The organism is Pseudoxanthomonas sp. SGT-18, from assembly GCF_003931645.1.
Taxonomy (GTDB): Bacteria; Pseudomonadota; Gammaproteobacteria; order Xanthomonadales; family Xanthomonadaceae; genus Pseudoxanthomonas.
On sequence record NZ_RRYJ01000004.1, the window covers coordinates 138,297 to 153,534 of the forward strand.

Here is a 15,238-nt window from a genome sequence, read left to right on the forward strand (position 1 = left end):
GGTGTAGGATCGGCCCATGAAGAAGACTGGAAGTCGCGGCGGCAGCCGCAAGGGAGCCGGCGGCGCCGGCGCAGGCAAGGGAAGCAGGACGGCGGGCGGCAAGGCCGGCGCAGGGCGCCAGGCAGGCAACAAGCTGCCACCGTGGATGCCGGAGCCGGCGCCCGCGGCGCGGCCGGGCAAGGCCGGGGCGGCGGTGCGCGCGCCACGGCGGGTGATCGCGGCGGTGCCCGATCCCTTCGCCGAGCGCGAGGCCCAGCGCTACGACAATCCGATCCCCAGCCGCGAGGCGATCCTCGCCACCCTGGAGGAGGCGGATGGCCCGCAGACCCATGCGCAGCTGGCGGCCCTGCTCGGGCTGGACGGCGATCCGGAACGGTTCGAGGCCCTCGGCAAGCGCCTGGGCGCGATGGTGCGGGATGGCCAGCTGGTGCAGAACCGGCGCGGCGGCTTCGCCCCGCTCGAGCAGACCAACCTGATCCCCGGCACCGTGATCGCCAACCCGGAAGGGTTCGGCTTCCTGCGCCCGGACGGCGGCGGCGACGACCTGTTCCTGGCCCCGTACGAGATGCGCAAGGTCATGCACGGCGACCGCGCGCTGGCCAACGTCACCGGCATCGACCGCCGCGGCCGCCGCGAGGGCAGCATCGCCCGCGTGCTCGAGCGCGGCGTGCACCGGCTGATCGGCCGCTTCGGCAGCGAGGCGGGCATCAGCTTCGTGGTCCCCGACGACGCGCGCATGCAGCGCAACCTGCACATCCCGCCGGACGCCACCGGCGGCGCGCGCGAAGGCCAGCTGGTGGTGTGCGAGCTGGTGGCCCCGCCGGACACCCGGCGCCCGCCGATCGGCAAGGTGGTGGCGGTGCTGGGCGACAGCCTGACCCCGTCGCTGGTGGTGGAGACCGCGATCCACGGCCACAACCTGCCGCACGAGTTCCCGCCGGAGGTGCTGGACGAGGCCACCGCGATCCCGCTGCAGGTCGAGCCGTCGATGATCGGCGACCGCGTGGACCTGCGCGACCTGCCGCTGGTGACCATCGACGGCGAGGACGCCAAGGACTTCGACGACGCGGTGTACTGCGAGCCCAACCGCCAGGGCTTCCGCCTGGTGGTGGCGATCGCCGACGTCTCCCACTACGTGCGCCCGGGCACGCCGCTGGACGAGGAGGCGCAGAAGCGCGCCACCTCGGTGTACTTCCCCGGCTTCGTGGTGCCGATGCTGCCGGAGACGCTCTCCAACGGCATCTGCTCGCTGAACCCGAAGGTCGACCGCATGTGCTTCGTGTGCGACATGCAGGTCGACCACGAGGGCGAGGTGGTGCGCTCGAAGTTCTACGAGGCGGTGATGAACTCGCACGCGCGCCTGACCTACACCCAGGTGTGGAAGGCGGTGGGCGAGGACGACCCGGAGGCGAAGGCGCAGGTCGGCGCACTGATGCCGCAGGTCGAGCGCCTGTACCAGCTCTACCAGGTGCTGGCCGCCGCCCGCGCCCGGCGCGGGGCGATCGAGTTCGAGACCGCCGAGGTGCGCTTCGTGCTCGACAACCGCGGCGAGGTCACCCAGGCCGGCATGTTGCCGCGCAACGACGCGCACAAGCTGATCGAGGAATGCATGATCGCGGCCAACGTCGAGGCCGCGCGCTACCTGCTGAAGACCCGGATCCCGGCGCCGTTCCGCATCCACGAGAAGCCGCCGGAATCCAAGTACGCGGACCTGCTGGAGTTCCTCAAGGAGTTCGGGTTGAGCCTGCCGCCGTGGAGCAAGGTCACGCCCGGCGACTTCACCCGCCTGCTGAAGAAGGTGCGCGACCGCGCCGACGCCACCCTGCTGGAGTCGGTGCTGCTGCGCAGCCAGAGCCTGGCGGTGTACTCGCCGGACAACGTCGGCCACTTCGGCCTGGCGCTGGAGGCCTACGCCCACTTCACCTCGCCCATCCGCCGCTACCCGGACCTGCTGGTGCACCGCGCGATCAAGCACGCGCTCAAGCGCGGCAAGCCCGACGGCTACCTGTACTCGGCCCGCGACATGGCCGGCCTGGCGCTGCAGTGCTCCGAGCGCGAGCGCCGCGCCGACGAAGCCGAGCGCGAAGTCGACGAGCGCTACCGCGCGGCGTGGATGGAGAAGCACGTCGGCGGCCAGTTCGACGGCGTGGTCAGCGGCGTGACCAGCTTCGGCCTGTTCGTGGAGCTGGAGCAGTCCAAGGTCACCGGCCTGGTGCACGTGACCCAGCTGCCGCACGACTACTACCAGTTCGACCCGATGCGGAAGATGCTCACCGGCGAGCGCCGCGGGCTGGAGTTCCGCCTCGGCGACCGGGTGCGGATCGTGGTGCTCAAGGCCAGCATGGAGGACCGCAAGATCGACTTCCGCCTGGTCCCGGACGACGCCGACGGCGGCCTGCCGCCGCTGCCACCGCGCGGCCAGCCGGCGAAGCGGCCCAAGCGCAAGTACTGAGGACGGGGCCGTGGGCGGCCATGGCGCAAGCCCGGACGATGGCGGCGGCTGCCACTGCGGTGCGGTCCGCTTCCGCGCCACCGGTACCCCGGGTGCCGCCTCGACCTGCCACTGCCGGATCTGCCGGAAGGCCTTCGGCGGTTAGTTCGCCCCGCTGCTGGAGCGGAGCCGCGGCGCCGGCCTGGTGGCCCGCGCACGGCTGAAGGCCCGCGCCGGCGGCGATCGCGGCGGGATGCGATAATGCCGGCCTTCCTTACGTGGCCGTGCAGTCGATGAGCAAGCAGAACCAGTGGGTGGTGGGCGTCAACGCCGTGGCCTCCGCCATCGAGAACGATGCGGAGCACGTGCGCGAGGTCCTGGTCGACTCCGGTGCGCGCAATCCGCGCCTGGTCGAGATCGAGGAGCAGGCCCGCCGCTACGGGATCGAGGTGCGCAAGGTCGCCACCCAGGCGCTGGACGGCATCGGCGGCAACGTCCGCCACCAGGGCGTCGCCGCGCGCTACGCCGCCACCAGGACCTGGGACGAAAGCGAGCTGCCCGGCCTGGTCGAGGCCGCGGAAGGCAAGGCCCTGCTGCTGGTGCTCGACGGCGTGCAGGACCCGCACAACCTCGGCGCCTGCCTGCGCAGCGCGCTGGCCGCCGGCGCCACCGCGGTGGTCATCCCCAAGGACAAGTCGGCACCGGTGAACGCCACCGTGCGCAAGACCTCGGCCGGTGCCGCCGACCGCCTGCCGGTGGTGCAGGTCACCAACCTCGCCCGCACCCTGCGCGAGCTGCAGAAGCTGGGCGTGTGGGCCTACGGCCTGGCTGGCGAGGTCGACGACACCCTTTACGGCGTGGACCTCAAGGGCAACGTCGCCCTGGTGCTGGGCGGCGAGGCCGATGGCCTGCGCCGGCTGACCCGAGAGACCTGCGACGGCCTGGTCCGCATCCCCATGCCCGGCGACGTGGAAAGCCTCAACGTGTCGGTGGCCGCCGGCATCTGCCTGTTCGAGGCGGTCCGCCAGCGCGGCGGCTGAGGGGGCGGCGGGGACAGGGGGCGTGATGCGGCCGCGCGGATCCCGGTGGACCACCCGCGGATGCCGGTTGCGCATCGCGCAGGCCCTGCTGCTGTGCCTGCTGGCGTGGCTGCCGGCGGCGGTGCTGGCCGCGCCGCCGGGTCCACCGCCGCTGCGCGACTACGCGATCGACGCCTGGAGCACGCGCAACGGCCTGCTGCACAACTCCGTGCGCGACATGGCCCAGACCGCCGAGGGCTACCTCTGGTTCGCGACCTGGGAGGGCGTGGTCCGCTACAACGGCGTCGAGTTCACCCCGTTCCACCGCGGCACCCGGCCGGGCCTGCGCGACAACGGCGTCGGCGCGCTGTACCTGGACCCGCAGCGGCGGCTGTGGCTTAGCGACTCGCGGGGCAACCTCGGCCGCCTGGGCGCGGATGGCGCCTGGGAATACCTGGAACGCCCGCCGGAGTGGCCCCGCGCCCTGGTCCACGACATGGTGATGGACGGCGGCGGCCGGTTGTGGCTGCTGTTCGAGAACCATGGCCTGGGCTGCGTGCAGCCGGACGGGCGCCTGGAGTACATCGCGCCGCCGCCGGGGATCCCGCTGCCGGCCAGCTTCCCGCGCATGGCCGTGGATGCGTCCGGCAACCTGTGGATCGGCACCCTGGAAGGCCTGGTCGTGCGCGCGGTGGATGGCCAGTGGCGGCGCTTCGGTCCCGCCGATGGCCTGCCCGCGGGCCTGGTCTGGCCCTACATCGCCCCCGACGGCACGCTGTGGCTGGCGGCCGGCGAACGCGTGTTCCGCCGCCGCGGGGACGGCCGCTTCGCCGCGGTGCACGTGTTGCCCGGCGCCGGCTACTTCACCTCGATGCTGCAGGACCGCGAGGGCTACCTGTGGCTGGGCACCGAGAACCGCGGCGTCGCCCGGATCGGCCCGCACGGGCAGGAATGGCTGCCGCCGGAGCGGCTGACCAACGGCCGCATCGCCAGCCTGCTGGAGGATGCCGAGGGCGGCATCTGGATCGGCGCCAACGGCGGCCTGTTCCGCCTGCGCGAGGCGCTGTTCACCGGCTGGACCCGGCGCGACGGCCTCGGCGGCGAATACGTGCGCGCGCTGCTGGAGGACTCGGCCGGCACGCTGTGGGTGGGCGGCGGCGGCGGCCTGGACCGGCTCGGCGCCGACGGCCGCTTCCACCCGGTGCCGCTGCCGGGCGGCAACGCGCCGGTGCCCTCGATCCTGAGCCTGGCCGAGGGCCGCGAGGGCGACCTGTGGGTCGGTACCTTCGCCGATGGTGTGTTCCGCCTGCGCCAGGGCCGGCTGCTGCAGCACTACGGACAGGCCGAGGGCGTGCCCAGCGGGCACGTGCGCGCGATCGCGGTGGGCGACGATGGCCGGGTCTGGATCGGTACCCGCCGCGGGGTGGTGGTGGTCGACGACGCCGGCGTGCATACGCCGCCGGCGCTGCCCGGAATGCCGCAAGGCCTGGTGACCGCGCTGGCGGCGATCGACGGTGAACTGTGGATCGGTTCGGTCGAGGGCGCCAGCGTGCTGCGCGCCGATGGCACGGTGGAAAAACTGCCGCTGGAACGCGCCGGCGGCGACCCGCGCACCGTGTTCGGCTTCCACAAGGTCGGCGGGGCGGTATGGATGACCAGCGACCGCGGCCTGTTCCGCATCCGCGACGGCCACCCGGCACGGGTCGGCCTGGAGCAGGGCCTGCCGGTTGACGCGGTGTTCTCGCTGCTCCCCGATGCTGCCGGGGATGCCTGGATCACCAGCAACCGCGGCGTGCTGCGGGTGCCGCTGGCGGCGCTGGAGGCGGTGGCCGATGGCGCTGGCAACGGCCGCCTGCCCTTGCAGCACTACACCGAGATCGACGGCCTGCCCAGCTCGCAGGGTAATGGCAGCTCCTCGCCGGCGGCGATCCGGCGGCGCGACGGCAGCATCTGGCTCGCCACCGCCGCCGGCGCGGCCAGCGTCGACCCGGAGCGGCTGGCGCGCTACGCCGACCGGCCGGCGCCGCCGCCGGTGATCGAGGCGGTGAGCGTGGACGGGCAGGCGCTGGACTGGCGCGCGACCACCGCACTGCCGGGCGGCAGCCGCCTGGCGGTGACCTATGCCGGCCTCAGCTACCTGCTGCCGGAGCGGATCCGCTACCGCACCCGCTTGCACGGCCTGGACGGCGGCTGGGTCGAGCGCGGCACCCGCCGCGACGTGGAATTCATCGGCCTGCCGCCGGGGCAGTACACCCTGGAGGTGCAGGCCGCGCACCCGGGCGGGGCGTGGAGCCCGCAGGCGGCGCGCTGGTCGTTCCAGGTGCGGCCGCTGTGGTGGCAGCGCAGCGACGTGCGCATCGGCGGCGCGCTGCTGGCGCTGCTGCTGCTGTACGGCCTGTACCGCTACCGCGTGCACAGCTACCAGGCCAGCAACCGGCGCCTGGCGCAGCTGGTGGACGCGCGCACCGCCGACCTGAAGGCGCAGGCGCAGCGGCTGCAGGAAATCGACCGCGAGCGTGCCGGCCTGCTGGAGCAGCTGCGCGAGCAGGCCGAGGGCTATGCCCGCCAGGCCCGCGAGGACGCCCTGACCGGCCTGCCCAACCGGCGCCAGTTCGAGGAAACCCTGGCCCGCGACCTGGCCCTGGCCCGGCGTGGCGCGCATCCGCTGTGCCTGGCGCTGCTGGACATCGACCACTTCAAGCGGATCAACGACACCCGCTCGCACAGCGTGGGCGACCAGGTGCTGCGCGAGTTCGGCCAGCTGCTGCACGGCCAGCGCCGCGGCTCGGATCTGGTGGCGCGGCTGGGCGGCGAGGAGTTCGCGCTGCTGATGCCCGATACCCGGCTGGAGGAAGCACTGCCTGCCTGCGAGCGGCTGCAGGCGCGGACCCGGGCACACCGGCCCTGGGCCGGCCTGGAGGACCTGGAGGTGAGCTTCAGCCTGGGCCTGGTGGAACTGCGCCCGGGCGAGGACGCCGAGGACCTGTACCGGCGCGCCGACGCGGCCCTGTACCGGGCCAAGCGCGAGGGCCGCGACCGCCTGCAGCTGGGCTGAACGGCCGCGCTCAGCCCGGCAGCGGCGAGGGCCAGGCGTTGGCGATGCGGCAGAACAGGCGCGCGGTCTGCTCGGCGTCGTACACCGCCGAATGCGCTTCCTTGGCGTCCCATTCGAACCCGGCCGCCTGCATCGCCCGCGCCAGCACGGTCTGGCCGTAGGCCACGCCGGCCAGGGTCACCGTGTCGAACACGCTGAACGGGTGGAACGGGTTGCGCTTGTGCCCGCTGCGCGCCACCGCGGCATTGACGAAGTTCAGGTCGAAGTGGGCGTTGTGGCCGACCAGGATCGCGCGCTGGCAACCGTGCCGGCGCACCGCGGCGCGGACCTGGTTGAACACGTGGCCCAGTGCGTCGCGCTCGGGCTTGGCCAGGCGGAACGGGTGGTCCAGGTCGATGCCGGTCACTTCCAGCGACTTGGGATCGATCTCGGTGCCGGGCGCGGGGATGAAGTGCGCGCTGGCGGTCTTGCCGGGCACCAGCAGGCCCTGCTCGTCCATCTCGATCGGGACCGCCGCCATCTCCAGCAGGGCATGGCGGTTCCAGTCGAAGCCGCCGGTTTCCACGTCCACCACCACCGGCAGGAAGCCGCGGAAGCGGCGCGCCATCGCGCCGGGAGGCGCGGCCGGGGTCTCGTCCTTGTGCAGGTCGTCCAGATCGCTTTCGGTCATGCCCGCAAGGGTACTTCACGGCGGCCCCGGCGGGGGCACCGCCGGCCCGCGGGACCGCGCGCCGGTTCAGGGCGGGGCCGCCGCCGCGGTCCCGTCGCGCTTGTCGCGCGGCTCGGGGGGCGGTTCCCCGTGCAGCAGGAACCAGGCGTTCTCGGCGATGTTGGTGGCATGGTCGCCGATCCGCTCCAGGTTCTTGGCCATGAACAGCAGGTGCGTGCATGGGGTGATGGTGCGCGGGTCCTCCATCATGTAGGTGAGCAGCTCGCGGAACAGGGCGGTGTATTGCTGGTCCAGGCGCGCGTCGTTGTCTCGCACCTGCAGGGCCAGTTCGCCATCGCCCTCGCGGTAGGCGCGCAGGGCCTGGCGGACCTGGCCGGCGGCCAGCATGCCCAGCGCCCGCAGGCCAGCGGTATGCGGCAGCGGGGGCGCGGTGTTGAGGGCGATCGAGCGCTTGGCCACGTTGGCGGCGTAGTCGCCGATGCGCTCGATGTCCGCGGGGATGCGCACCCCGACCAGGATCTCGCGCAGGTCGCGCGCAAGCGGTCCGCGCAGGGCCAGCAGCATCACCTCGCGGCTGATCCGCCGCTCGGCATCGTCGATGGCGTCGTCGTTGGCGACCACCCGCCGCGCTGCGGAGTCGTCGCGGCGCTCGACCACGTCCAGCGCCGCCTCCAGCTGCGCCACCGCGACATGCCCCATGTCGATGATCTGTTCGACCAGCTGTCGCTGTTCCTCGTCGTAGCTCCTGACGATATGCATTCAGCACCTCCGGTGCTTGGTTCGGGATTAGGCATTCGGGACTAGGGATTCAGGTGGCAGCGTTGGTTTGCTCTTACGAATCACCAATCACGAATCCCCAATCCCGCACCGGCAGGGTCGGCGTCAGCCGAACCTGCCGGTGATGTAGTCCTCGGTCTGCCGCTTCGAGGGACTGGAGAAGATCGTCTCGGTGCGGTCGTGTTCCACCAGCTCGCCCAGGTACATGAACGCGGTGTAGTCGGATACGCGCGCGGCCTGCTGCATGTTGTGGGTGACGATGACGATCGTGTAGTCGCGCTTGAGCTCCTCCACCAGCTGCTCGATGCGGCTGGTGGAGATCGGGTCCAGGGCGGAGGTCGGCTCATCCAGCAGCAGCACGTCCGGGCGCAGGGCCACGGCGCGGGCGATGCACAGGCGCTGCTGCTGGCCGCCGGACAGGCCCAGCGCGGACTGCCGCAGCTTGTCCTTGACCTCGTCCCACAGCGCGGCCTGGCGCAGGGCCTGCTCCACGCGCCCGGCCAGCTCGGCCTTCGACAGCCGCTCGTGGTGGCGGATGGCGTAGGCCACGTTCTCGAAGATCGTCATCGGGAACGGCACCGGCTTCTGGAACACCATGCCCACGCGCGAGCGCAGCCGGTTTATCGGGTACTTCGGCGAGAGGATGTCCTCGCCGTCCAGCAGCACCTGGCCGCGCGCCTCCAGCTTCGGGTACAGGGCGTAGATCCGGTTGAACACCCGCAGCAGGGTGGACTTGCCGCAGCCGGAGGGGCCGATCAGCGCGGTGACGCGCTTCTCCGGGATCTCCAGGTCGATGCCCTTCAGCGCATGGAACCGGTCGTAGTAGAAGTCCAGCCCGCGTGCCGCGAGCTTGACCGGCGCCGCGGCGGCCTCCGGACGGGCGACGGCGGCCAGCGACAGCGGCTTGGCGGAGGTGGTCTCGGGGAGGTTCATGGCCAGGTCCAGGGCGGGGTCAGTCATGGGAGATCCGGTTGCGCAGCAGCAGGGCGCGTGCGGCCAGGCTCACCAGCAGCACGAAGACGGTCAGTACCAGGGCGCCGGCCCAGGCCAGCACCTGCCAGGACTCGTACGGGCTGGCGGCGAACTGGTTCATCACCACCGGCACCGAGGCCATGGGCTGGAAGACATGAGTGCTCCAGTACTGGTTGCCGAACGCGGTGAACAGCAGCGGCGCGGTCTCGCCGGAGATGCGGGCCAGGGCCAGCAGCACGCCGGTGACGATGCCGGCGCTGGCGCTGCGGTAGAGCACCTGCACGATCACCTTCCACTGCGGGATGCCCAGCGACAGCGCGGCCTCGCGCATCTGCACCGGCACCAGGCGCAGCATCTCGTCGGTGGTGCGCACCACCACCGGCAGCACGATGAAGGCCAGCGACAGCGCGCCGGCGAAGGCGGAGAAGTTGCCGCCGGTCTGCATCACGTACAGCGTGTACACGAACAGGCCCAGCACGATCGATGGCGCCGACAGCAGGATGTCGTTGACGAAGCGCACCACGGTGCCGGCCTTGCGCGCGTTGCCGTACTCGGCCAGCCAGGTGCCGGCGGCGATGCCCAGCGGGGTGCCGATGGCGATCGCCATCACGCACATCACCGCGCTGCCGAAGAACGCGTTGGCCAGGCCGCCTTCCTGCATCGGCGGCGGGGTCATGCGGGTGAACAGGTTCCAGTCGATGCCGGCCATGCCCTTGGCCACCAGCGTCCACAGGATCCAGCCCAGGAAGAACAGGCCGAACAGCGCGGTGGCGCAGGACAGCACCAGGGCGACGACGTTGACGACGCGGCGGCGCAGGTACAGCGCGGTGGTGGCGGACATCAGTTGCCCTCCCGGCGGGCCAGGCGCAGCAGCATCAGGCGGGCGATGGCGAGCACCACGAAGGTGACGATGAACAGCACGAAGCCCAGCAGCAGCAGCGCGGAACGGTAGGTCTCGGTGGCCTCGCCGAAGTCGTTGGCGATCAGCGCGGCGATGGTCGTGCCCGGCTCCAGCAGCGAGGGCGACAGGCGCACCGCGTTGCCGACCACGAACGCCACCGCCATGGTCTCGCCCAGGGCGCGGCCCAGGCCGAGGAAGATACCGCCGATGACCGCCGAGCGGGTGTACGGCAGCACGATGTCCCAGCTGACTTCCCAGCGGGTCGAACCCAGCGCGTAGGCCGATTCCTTGAGCCGGGTCGGCACGGTCAGGAACACCTCGCGCATCACCGAGGAAATGAACGGGATCACCATGATCGCCAGCACGAAGCCGGCGGTGAGCAGGCCGATGCCCAGCGGCGGGCCCTGGAACAGCGGGCCGATCACCGGCGCGGTGCCCAGGTTCTCGTTGAGCCACGGGGTGACGTACTCGGTCATCACCGGCACCAGCACGAACAGGCCCCACATGCCGTAGATGATCGAGGGGATGCCGGCCAGCAGCTCGATGGCCGTGCCGACCGGCCCGCGCAGCCAGCGCGGCGCCACCTCGGTGAGGAAGAAGGCGATGCCGAAGCTCACCGGCACCGCCACCACCATGGCGATCAGCGCCGTCACCAGGGTGCCGTAGATCGGCACCAGGGCGCCGAAGCGGTTCTCGACCGGGTTCCATTCGGCCGAGTAGAAGAAGCTCAGGCCCTGGGTCTGCAGCGCGTCCCGCCCGCCCCATAGCATCGACAGCGCCGCCCCGGCCAGGGCGACCAGCACGAAGGCCACGCAGGCGGTCAGGGCGTAGCGGAACATCCGGTCGGCGCGGGCGTCGCTGCGCTCGCGCGCGTCGGCCTGGCTGGCGTGCAGGGTGATGGTGTTCATCGGCTCGCTGGGAATAGGTGCGCGCGGGGCGGCGGTCCGGGGAGGGTCGGACCGCCGCCCGGCGGCGCAGGGGACGCGGTGTGGCGCGGGCGTGCCGGCTTACTTGAACTCGCTGGCCCAGTAGGCCTCGATCTGCTGCACCAGCTCCGGCGGCAGCGGCACGTAGTGCAGCTCGTCGGCCTGCGCCTGGCCCTGCTCGAAGGCCCACTTGAAGAAGGCCAGCGTGGCGGCGTTGCGCGCCGGGTCCTTGGCCTGCTTGCGCATGAGCATGAAGTTGGTGGCGGTGATTGGCCAGGACTTCTCGCCCGGAGCGTTGGTGATCACCAGGTTGAAGTCGCGGGCATTGGCCCAGTCGGCGCTGGCCGCGGCGGCGGCGAAGCTCTCGGCGCTGGGCTGCACCCACTGGCCGGCCGCGTTCTGCAGCGAGGCGTAGGGCATGCCGTTCTGCAGCGCGTAGGCCAGCTCGACGTAGCCGATGCCGCCCTTGATCTGCTTCACGTAGGCGGCCACGCCCTCGTTGCCCTTGCCGCCCACGCCGGTGGGCCATTGCAGCGAGGTGCCCTCGCCGACCTTCTGCTGCCACTCCGGGCTGACCTTGGCCAGGTAGTTGCTGAAGTTGAAGGTGGTGCCCGACCCGTCGGAGCGGTGCACCACGGTGATCTTCTCCGCCGGCAGCGCCACGCCGGGGTTGGCCGCGGCGATGGCCGGGTCGTTCCAGGTGGCGATCTTGCCCAGGAAGATGTCGGCCAGCAGCGCGCCGGTCAGGCGCAGCTGGCCCGGCTCGACGCCCTGCAGGTTGAACACCGGCACCACGCCGCCGATGGCGGAGGGGAACTGGCCCAGGCCGGCCTCGGCCAGCTCCTCGCTGGACAGCGGCTTGTCGGACGAGCCGAAGTCCACCGTCCCGGCCTTGATCTGGGCGATGCCGCCGCCCGAGCCGATGGACTGGTAGTTGATCTTGTTGCCGGTGGCGGCGTGGTAGTCGGCCGACCACTTCGACACCAGCGGGTAGATGAACGACGCGCCGGCGCCGGAAATCTCGGCCGCGACCGGCGTCTGCTGGCCGGCGGGCGCGGCGCCGGCCTGGGCCGGAGCCGCGGAGGCGGGGGCGCCGTCGCCGGAGGGCGAGCAGGCGGTGGCGGCCAGGGACAGGGCCAGGGACAGGGCGGCGAGGCGGACCGGGGCGGGAAGCATCGGGGATCTCACGACAGGAAGGAGCGCCGGCCGGGCCGGCGTGGACGTAATGAAATGATGTTTTTGTTACACCCGTATGACATTTCCCCGCGGCCCCGCTGGACGGTCCCGGGGGCCGTGGAAAGGAAAGGGCGCGGACCGTCCGGTCCGCGCCCCTGTGCCGGGCGGCGAGGGGAGAGAGGGGCTCGCCGCCCCTTGCTCAGTACTTCATGTTCTGGGCCCAGTACGCCTCGATCTGCTTGACCAGGGCGTCGGGCAGGGGGACGTAGTCCAGCTGGCGGGCCTGGGCGTCGCCGTTGGCGTAGACCCACTGGAAGAAGGCCTTGGCGTTGCGGGCGCCGGCGGCGTTCTTCGGCTTCTTGTGCATGAGGATGAAGTTGGTGGCGGTGATCGGCCAGGCGTTCTCGCCCGGGGCGTTGGTCATCACCAGGTAGAAGTCCTGGGCCTTGCCCCACTCGGCGCTGGCCGCGGCGGCGGCGAAGGTCTCGTCGCTGGGCTGCACGAAGCGGCCGGCGGCGTTCTTCAGCTGCACGTGGGAGAGCTTGTTCTGCAGCGCGTAGGACAGCTCGACGTAGCCGATGCCGCCCTTGATCTGCTTCACATAGGCGGCCACGCCCTCGTTGCCCTTGCCGCCGATGCCGGTCGGCCACTGCACCGAGGTGCCCTCGCCCACCTTCTGCTTCCACTCGGGGCTGATCTTGGACAGGTAGTTGACGAAGTTGAAGGTGGTGCCCGAGCCGTCGGAACGGTGCACCACGGTGATCTTGGTGTCGGGCAGCGCCAGGCCGCGGTTGAGGGCGGCGATGGCCGGGTCGTTCCAGCGGATGATCCTGCCCAGGAAGATGCCGGCCAGGGTGTGGCCGTCCAGCTTCAGCGCGCCCGGCGCGACGCCCTGCACGTTGACGATCGGAACCACGCCGCCGATCACCGACGGGAACTGCGCGAGGTTGTACTTGGCCAGCTCCTGCGGCGGCAGCGGCGCGTCGGACGAGCCGAAGTCGACGGTGCCGGCCTTGATCTGGGCGATGCCGCCGCCCGAGCCGATGGACTGGTAGTTGACCTGCTTGCCGGTGGCGGCCTTGTAGTCGGCCGACCACTTGGACATCACCGGGTAGACGAACGACGCGCCGGCACCGGTGACGTCGTTGGCGTGCGCCTGGGCGGCGAAGGACAGCGCGACCAGCGCGGCGGCGGCGCGGAACTTGGACATGGCGTTCAAGCGGGGCTCCTGTTGGGGCAGCAGAGGGGACGCGGCAGGACCCGCGTCGGCCCGGCCATTGCACAGGCGATGCATGACAGCCGGATGTCGCAACCATGACGGGAGGATGACCGGCGGCGGCATCCTGCGCCGCGCCTTCCCGTCATGTGACAGGCGGCGTCATGCGCCGGTCATGTTTCCGCCACATGCTGCGCGCGGAACCTGGCGGCGCGACCTTCCCCGCGCGCACCGGCCGGGGCGCCCCCCTCATCATCCGGAGAGCATCCATGCGTCATTCCCCCCTGGCACTGGCCCTGGCGCTGGCCGCCGGCACGGCCGCCTTCGACGCCGCCGCCGCCGACAGCGCCGAGCTGGCCGAACTGAAGGCGCAGCTGGCCGCGCTGCAGGCCCGCGTGGCCGAACTGGAGGCGCGCACCGACGCGCAGTCGGACATCAACGTCGGCACCCAGCAGAGCATCGAGAACATCGCCACCACCACGCCCAAGGTGGAGACCAAGGGCGGCCTGAAGGTCACCTCGCCCGACAAGCAGTTCGAGGCCTCGCTCGGCGGCCGTATCCACTTCGACGCCTACGCCTTCGACCGCGACCAGGCCTCGGCCACCGGCACCAGCGAGTTCCGCCGCGCGCGCCTGACCCTGGCCGGCAAGGCGCTGGGCTGGGACTACAAGCTGGAGCAGGACTTCGCCGCCGGCACCAACCTCGAAGGCCTGCGCGACGCCTACATCGCCACCGGCCTGTGGGGCGGCAAGGTCACCATCGGCCACTTCAAGCCGTACCGATCGATGGAGGAACTGACCAGTTCCAACGACCTGCTGATGATGGAGCGGCCCTTCGCCTCGGCCACCGGCCTGTTCAACGGCCGCCAGTTCCAGCAGGGCGTGGGCTACCAGCGCGCAGGCGAGAACCACACCGCCGGCTTCACCGTGTTCAACCTGCGCGGTGCCTCGGGCAGCCGCAACGAGGGCATGGGCGCGGCCGGCCGCGTCACCTGGGCGCCGATCAATACCGACAACGACACCCTGCACTTCGGCGGCTGGGCCAGCCGCGAGGACGCCAACCAGGGCTCGGCCGACCTCGTCGCCTCGGCCAGCTACGCCGGCCGCCGCGGCCCGTCGCAGGCCATCGCCACCACCACCGGCGCCAGCCGCAACACCGTCACCGCCTACGGCCTGGAAGCGGCCGGCGCGTTCGGTCCGCTGTTCTTCCAGGGCGAGTACGTCAACGCCGTGTTCGGCCAGCCCATCGGCGGCGACCAGGACGTGACCACCTGGTACCTGCAGGGCAGCTGGCTGATCAACGGCGGGCACAAGGCGTACAAGTCCGCCACCGGCGTGTTCGGCGCGCCCAAGGTCACCGACAGGGGCCTGTGGGAGCTGACCGCCCGCTACGACACCATCGAGAACCGGGACATCGACGACCGCCAGGCCACCAGCGTCATCCTCGGCGTCAACTACTACGTCAACCCCAACCTGCGCTTCATGTTCAACTACACCCGGGGCGACAACGAAGCCACCGGGGACGAGACCGGGCAGTACGCGGTCCGCACCCAGTTCAGCTGGTAAGCCGCCTGGCTTCCGGAAGAGCCCCGCCTGCGCGGGGCTCTTCCTTTTCATGCGGATGTCTCAATGCGCGGCCGTCACGAACTGCGCCTGCACGCGCAGCCGGCCTTCGCTCTTGGCCGCGCTGAGCGTGGCCGGCGCCAGCCCGTGGTCCTGGCGCAACGCATCCAGGAACGCGAACAGTTGCCCCGGGCTGGCCGCATCGGCCTCGATGCCGAAGCCGCCGTCGTCGCGCTCGCGCGACACCGCCAGCCCGGCCTTCGCCGCCGCGGCCAGCACCGCCGCCCGCAGCGCCGCCGCGTCGCTTGGCCGCGCCGGCATGCGCTCTTCCAGCGCCGCGACTCCCGCCGCCTCCGATCGCACCCGCGCCAGCTCCGCCGCGGCCCGGTCGTGCCGGAGCCGCGCCGCCTCCGCCGCCCCGCGCAGCGGCAGGTGCAGCCCGTACCAGTAGGCGAAGGCCGCCAGCATCGCGGCCATCGCCCCCAGCATCCACCGTTCGCGCGGCGCGCGGGCGTCCCACCACGGGTGCATGC

Annotated in this window: 12 protein-coding genes; 4 read left to right on the forward strand and 8 right to left on the reverse strand. The window is 71.7% G+C overall.

Annotation, left to right across the window (positions count from 1 at the left end; genetic code table 11):
- The first annotated feature begins 16 nt into the window (after nt 1-16).
- The 3 genes from rnr to EIM47_RS07540 all read left to right on the forward strand — a co-directional run bounded on the left by rnr (nt 17) and on the right by EIM47_RS07540 (nt 6,505).
- Nucleotides 17-2,452, forward strand: a complete 2,436-nt coding sequence (gene rnr / locus EIM47_RS07525; protein WP_125076569.1) for a ribonuclease R — start codon at nt 17-19, stop codon at nt 2,450-2,452.
- Nucleotides 2,453-2,724: 272 nt separating this feature from the next.
- Nucleotides 2,725-3,471, forward strand: a complete 747-nt coding sequence (rlmB, locus tag EIM47_RS07535; RefSeq protein ID WP_125076570.1) for a 23S rRNA (guanosine(2251)-2'-O)-methyltransferase RlmB — start codon at nt 2,725-2,727, stop codon at nt 3,469-3,471.
- Nucleotides 3,472-3,538: 67 nt separating this feature from the next.
- Nucleotides 3,539-6,505, forward strand: coding sequence for a two-component regulator propeller domain-containing protein (locus EIM47_RS07540; RefSeq protein ID WP_125076571.1), 2,967 nt, complete (start codon nt 3,539-3,541; stop codon nt 6,503-6,505).
- A gap of 10 nt (nt 6,506-6,515) precedes the next feature.
- On the opposite strand, the gene rnt is transcribed toward EIM47_RS07540, so the two are convergent.
- The 7 genes from rnt to pstS (EIM47_RS07575) form a co-directional block, all read right to left on the reverse strand.
- The gene (gene rnt / locus EIM47_RS07545) at nt 6,516-7,112 is read right to left on the reverse strand and encodes a ribonuclease T (protein WP_186828153.1); all 597 of its coding nucleotides are present in this window, start codon (nt 7,110-7,112) and stop codon (nt 6,516-6,518) included.
- A gap of 129 nt (nt 7,113-7,241) precedes the next feature.
- Nucleotides 7,242-7,934 carry a phosphate signaling complex protein PhoU gene (gene phoU / locus EIM47_RS07550; protein ID WP_125076572.1) on the reverse strand — a complete coding sequence of 231 codons (693 nt, stop codon included), beginning with the start codon at nt 7,932-7,934 and terminating at the stop codon, nt 7,242-7,244.
- A 123-nt stretch (nt 7,935-8,057) separates the two neighbouring features.
- Nucleotides 8,058-8,912, reverse strand: coding sequence for a phosphate ABC transporter ATP-binding protein PstB (gene pstB, locus EIM47_RS07555; protein ID WP_186828151.1), 855 nt, complete (start codon nt 8,910-8,912; stop codon nt 8,058-8,060).
- Nucleotides 8,905-9,765 carry a phosphate ABC transporter permease PstA gene (gene pstA / locus EIM47_RS07560; RefSeq protein WP_028915374.1) on the reverse strand — a complete coding sequence of 287 codons (861 nt, stop codon included), beginning with the start codon at nt 9,763-9,765 and terminating at the stop codon, nt 8,905-8,907. Before pstA ends, pstB begins: the two co-directional genes overlap by 8 nt.
- The gene (gene pstC / locus EIM47_RS07565; protein WP_019399270.1) at nt 9,765-10,733 is read right to left on the reverse strand and encodes a phosphate ABC transporter permease subunit PstC; all 969 of its coding nucleotides are present in this window, start codon (nt 10,731-10,733) and stop codon (nt 9,765-9,767) included. The genes pstA and pstC overlap by 1 nt, the downstream gene beginning before the upstream one ends.
- A gap of 99 nt (nt 10,734-10,832) precedes the next feature.
- Nucleotides 10,833-11,927 (reverse strand): phosphate ABC transporter substrate-binding protein PstS, encoded by a 1,095-nt coding sequence (gene pstS, locus EIM47_RS07570; protein WP_125076573.1) that lies wholly within the window; start codon nt 11,925-11,927, stop codon nt 10,833-10,835.
- Nucleotides 11,928-12,126: 199 nt separating this feature from the next.
- Nucleotides 12,127-13,137 (reverse strand): phosphate ABC transporter substrate-binding protein PstS, encoded by a 1,011-nt coding sequence (gene pstS, locus EIM47_RS07575; RefSeq protein ID WP_125076625.1) that lies wholly within the window; start codon nt 13,135-13,137, stop codon nt 12,127-12,129.
- 275 nt (nt 13,138-13,412) lie between these two features.
- On the opposite strand from pstS (EIM47_RS07575), the gene EIM47_RS07580 reads away from it, so the two are divergent.
- Complete coding sequence (locus EIM47_RS07580; protein ID WP_125076574.1) at nt 13,413-14,708, forward strand: porin; 1,296 nt, start codon at nt 13,413-13,415, stop codon at nt 14,706-14,708.
- 60 nt (nt 14,709-14,768) lie between these two features.
- Here EIM47_RS07580 and gspM read toward each other — a convergent pair whose 3' ends face one another.
- Nucleotides 14,769-15,236, reverse strand: coding sequence for a type II secretion system protein GspM (gene gspM / locus EIM47_RS07585; RefSeq protein WP_164514563.1), 468 nt, complete (start codon nt 15,234-15,236; stop codon nt 14,769-14,771).
- Nucleotides 15,237-15,238: the final 2 nt, after the last annotated feature.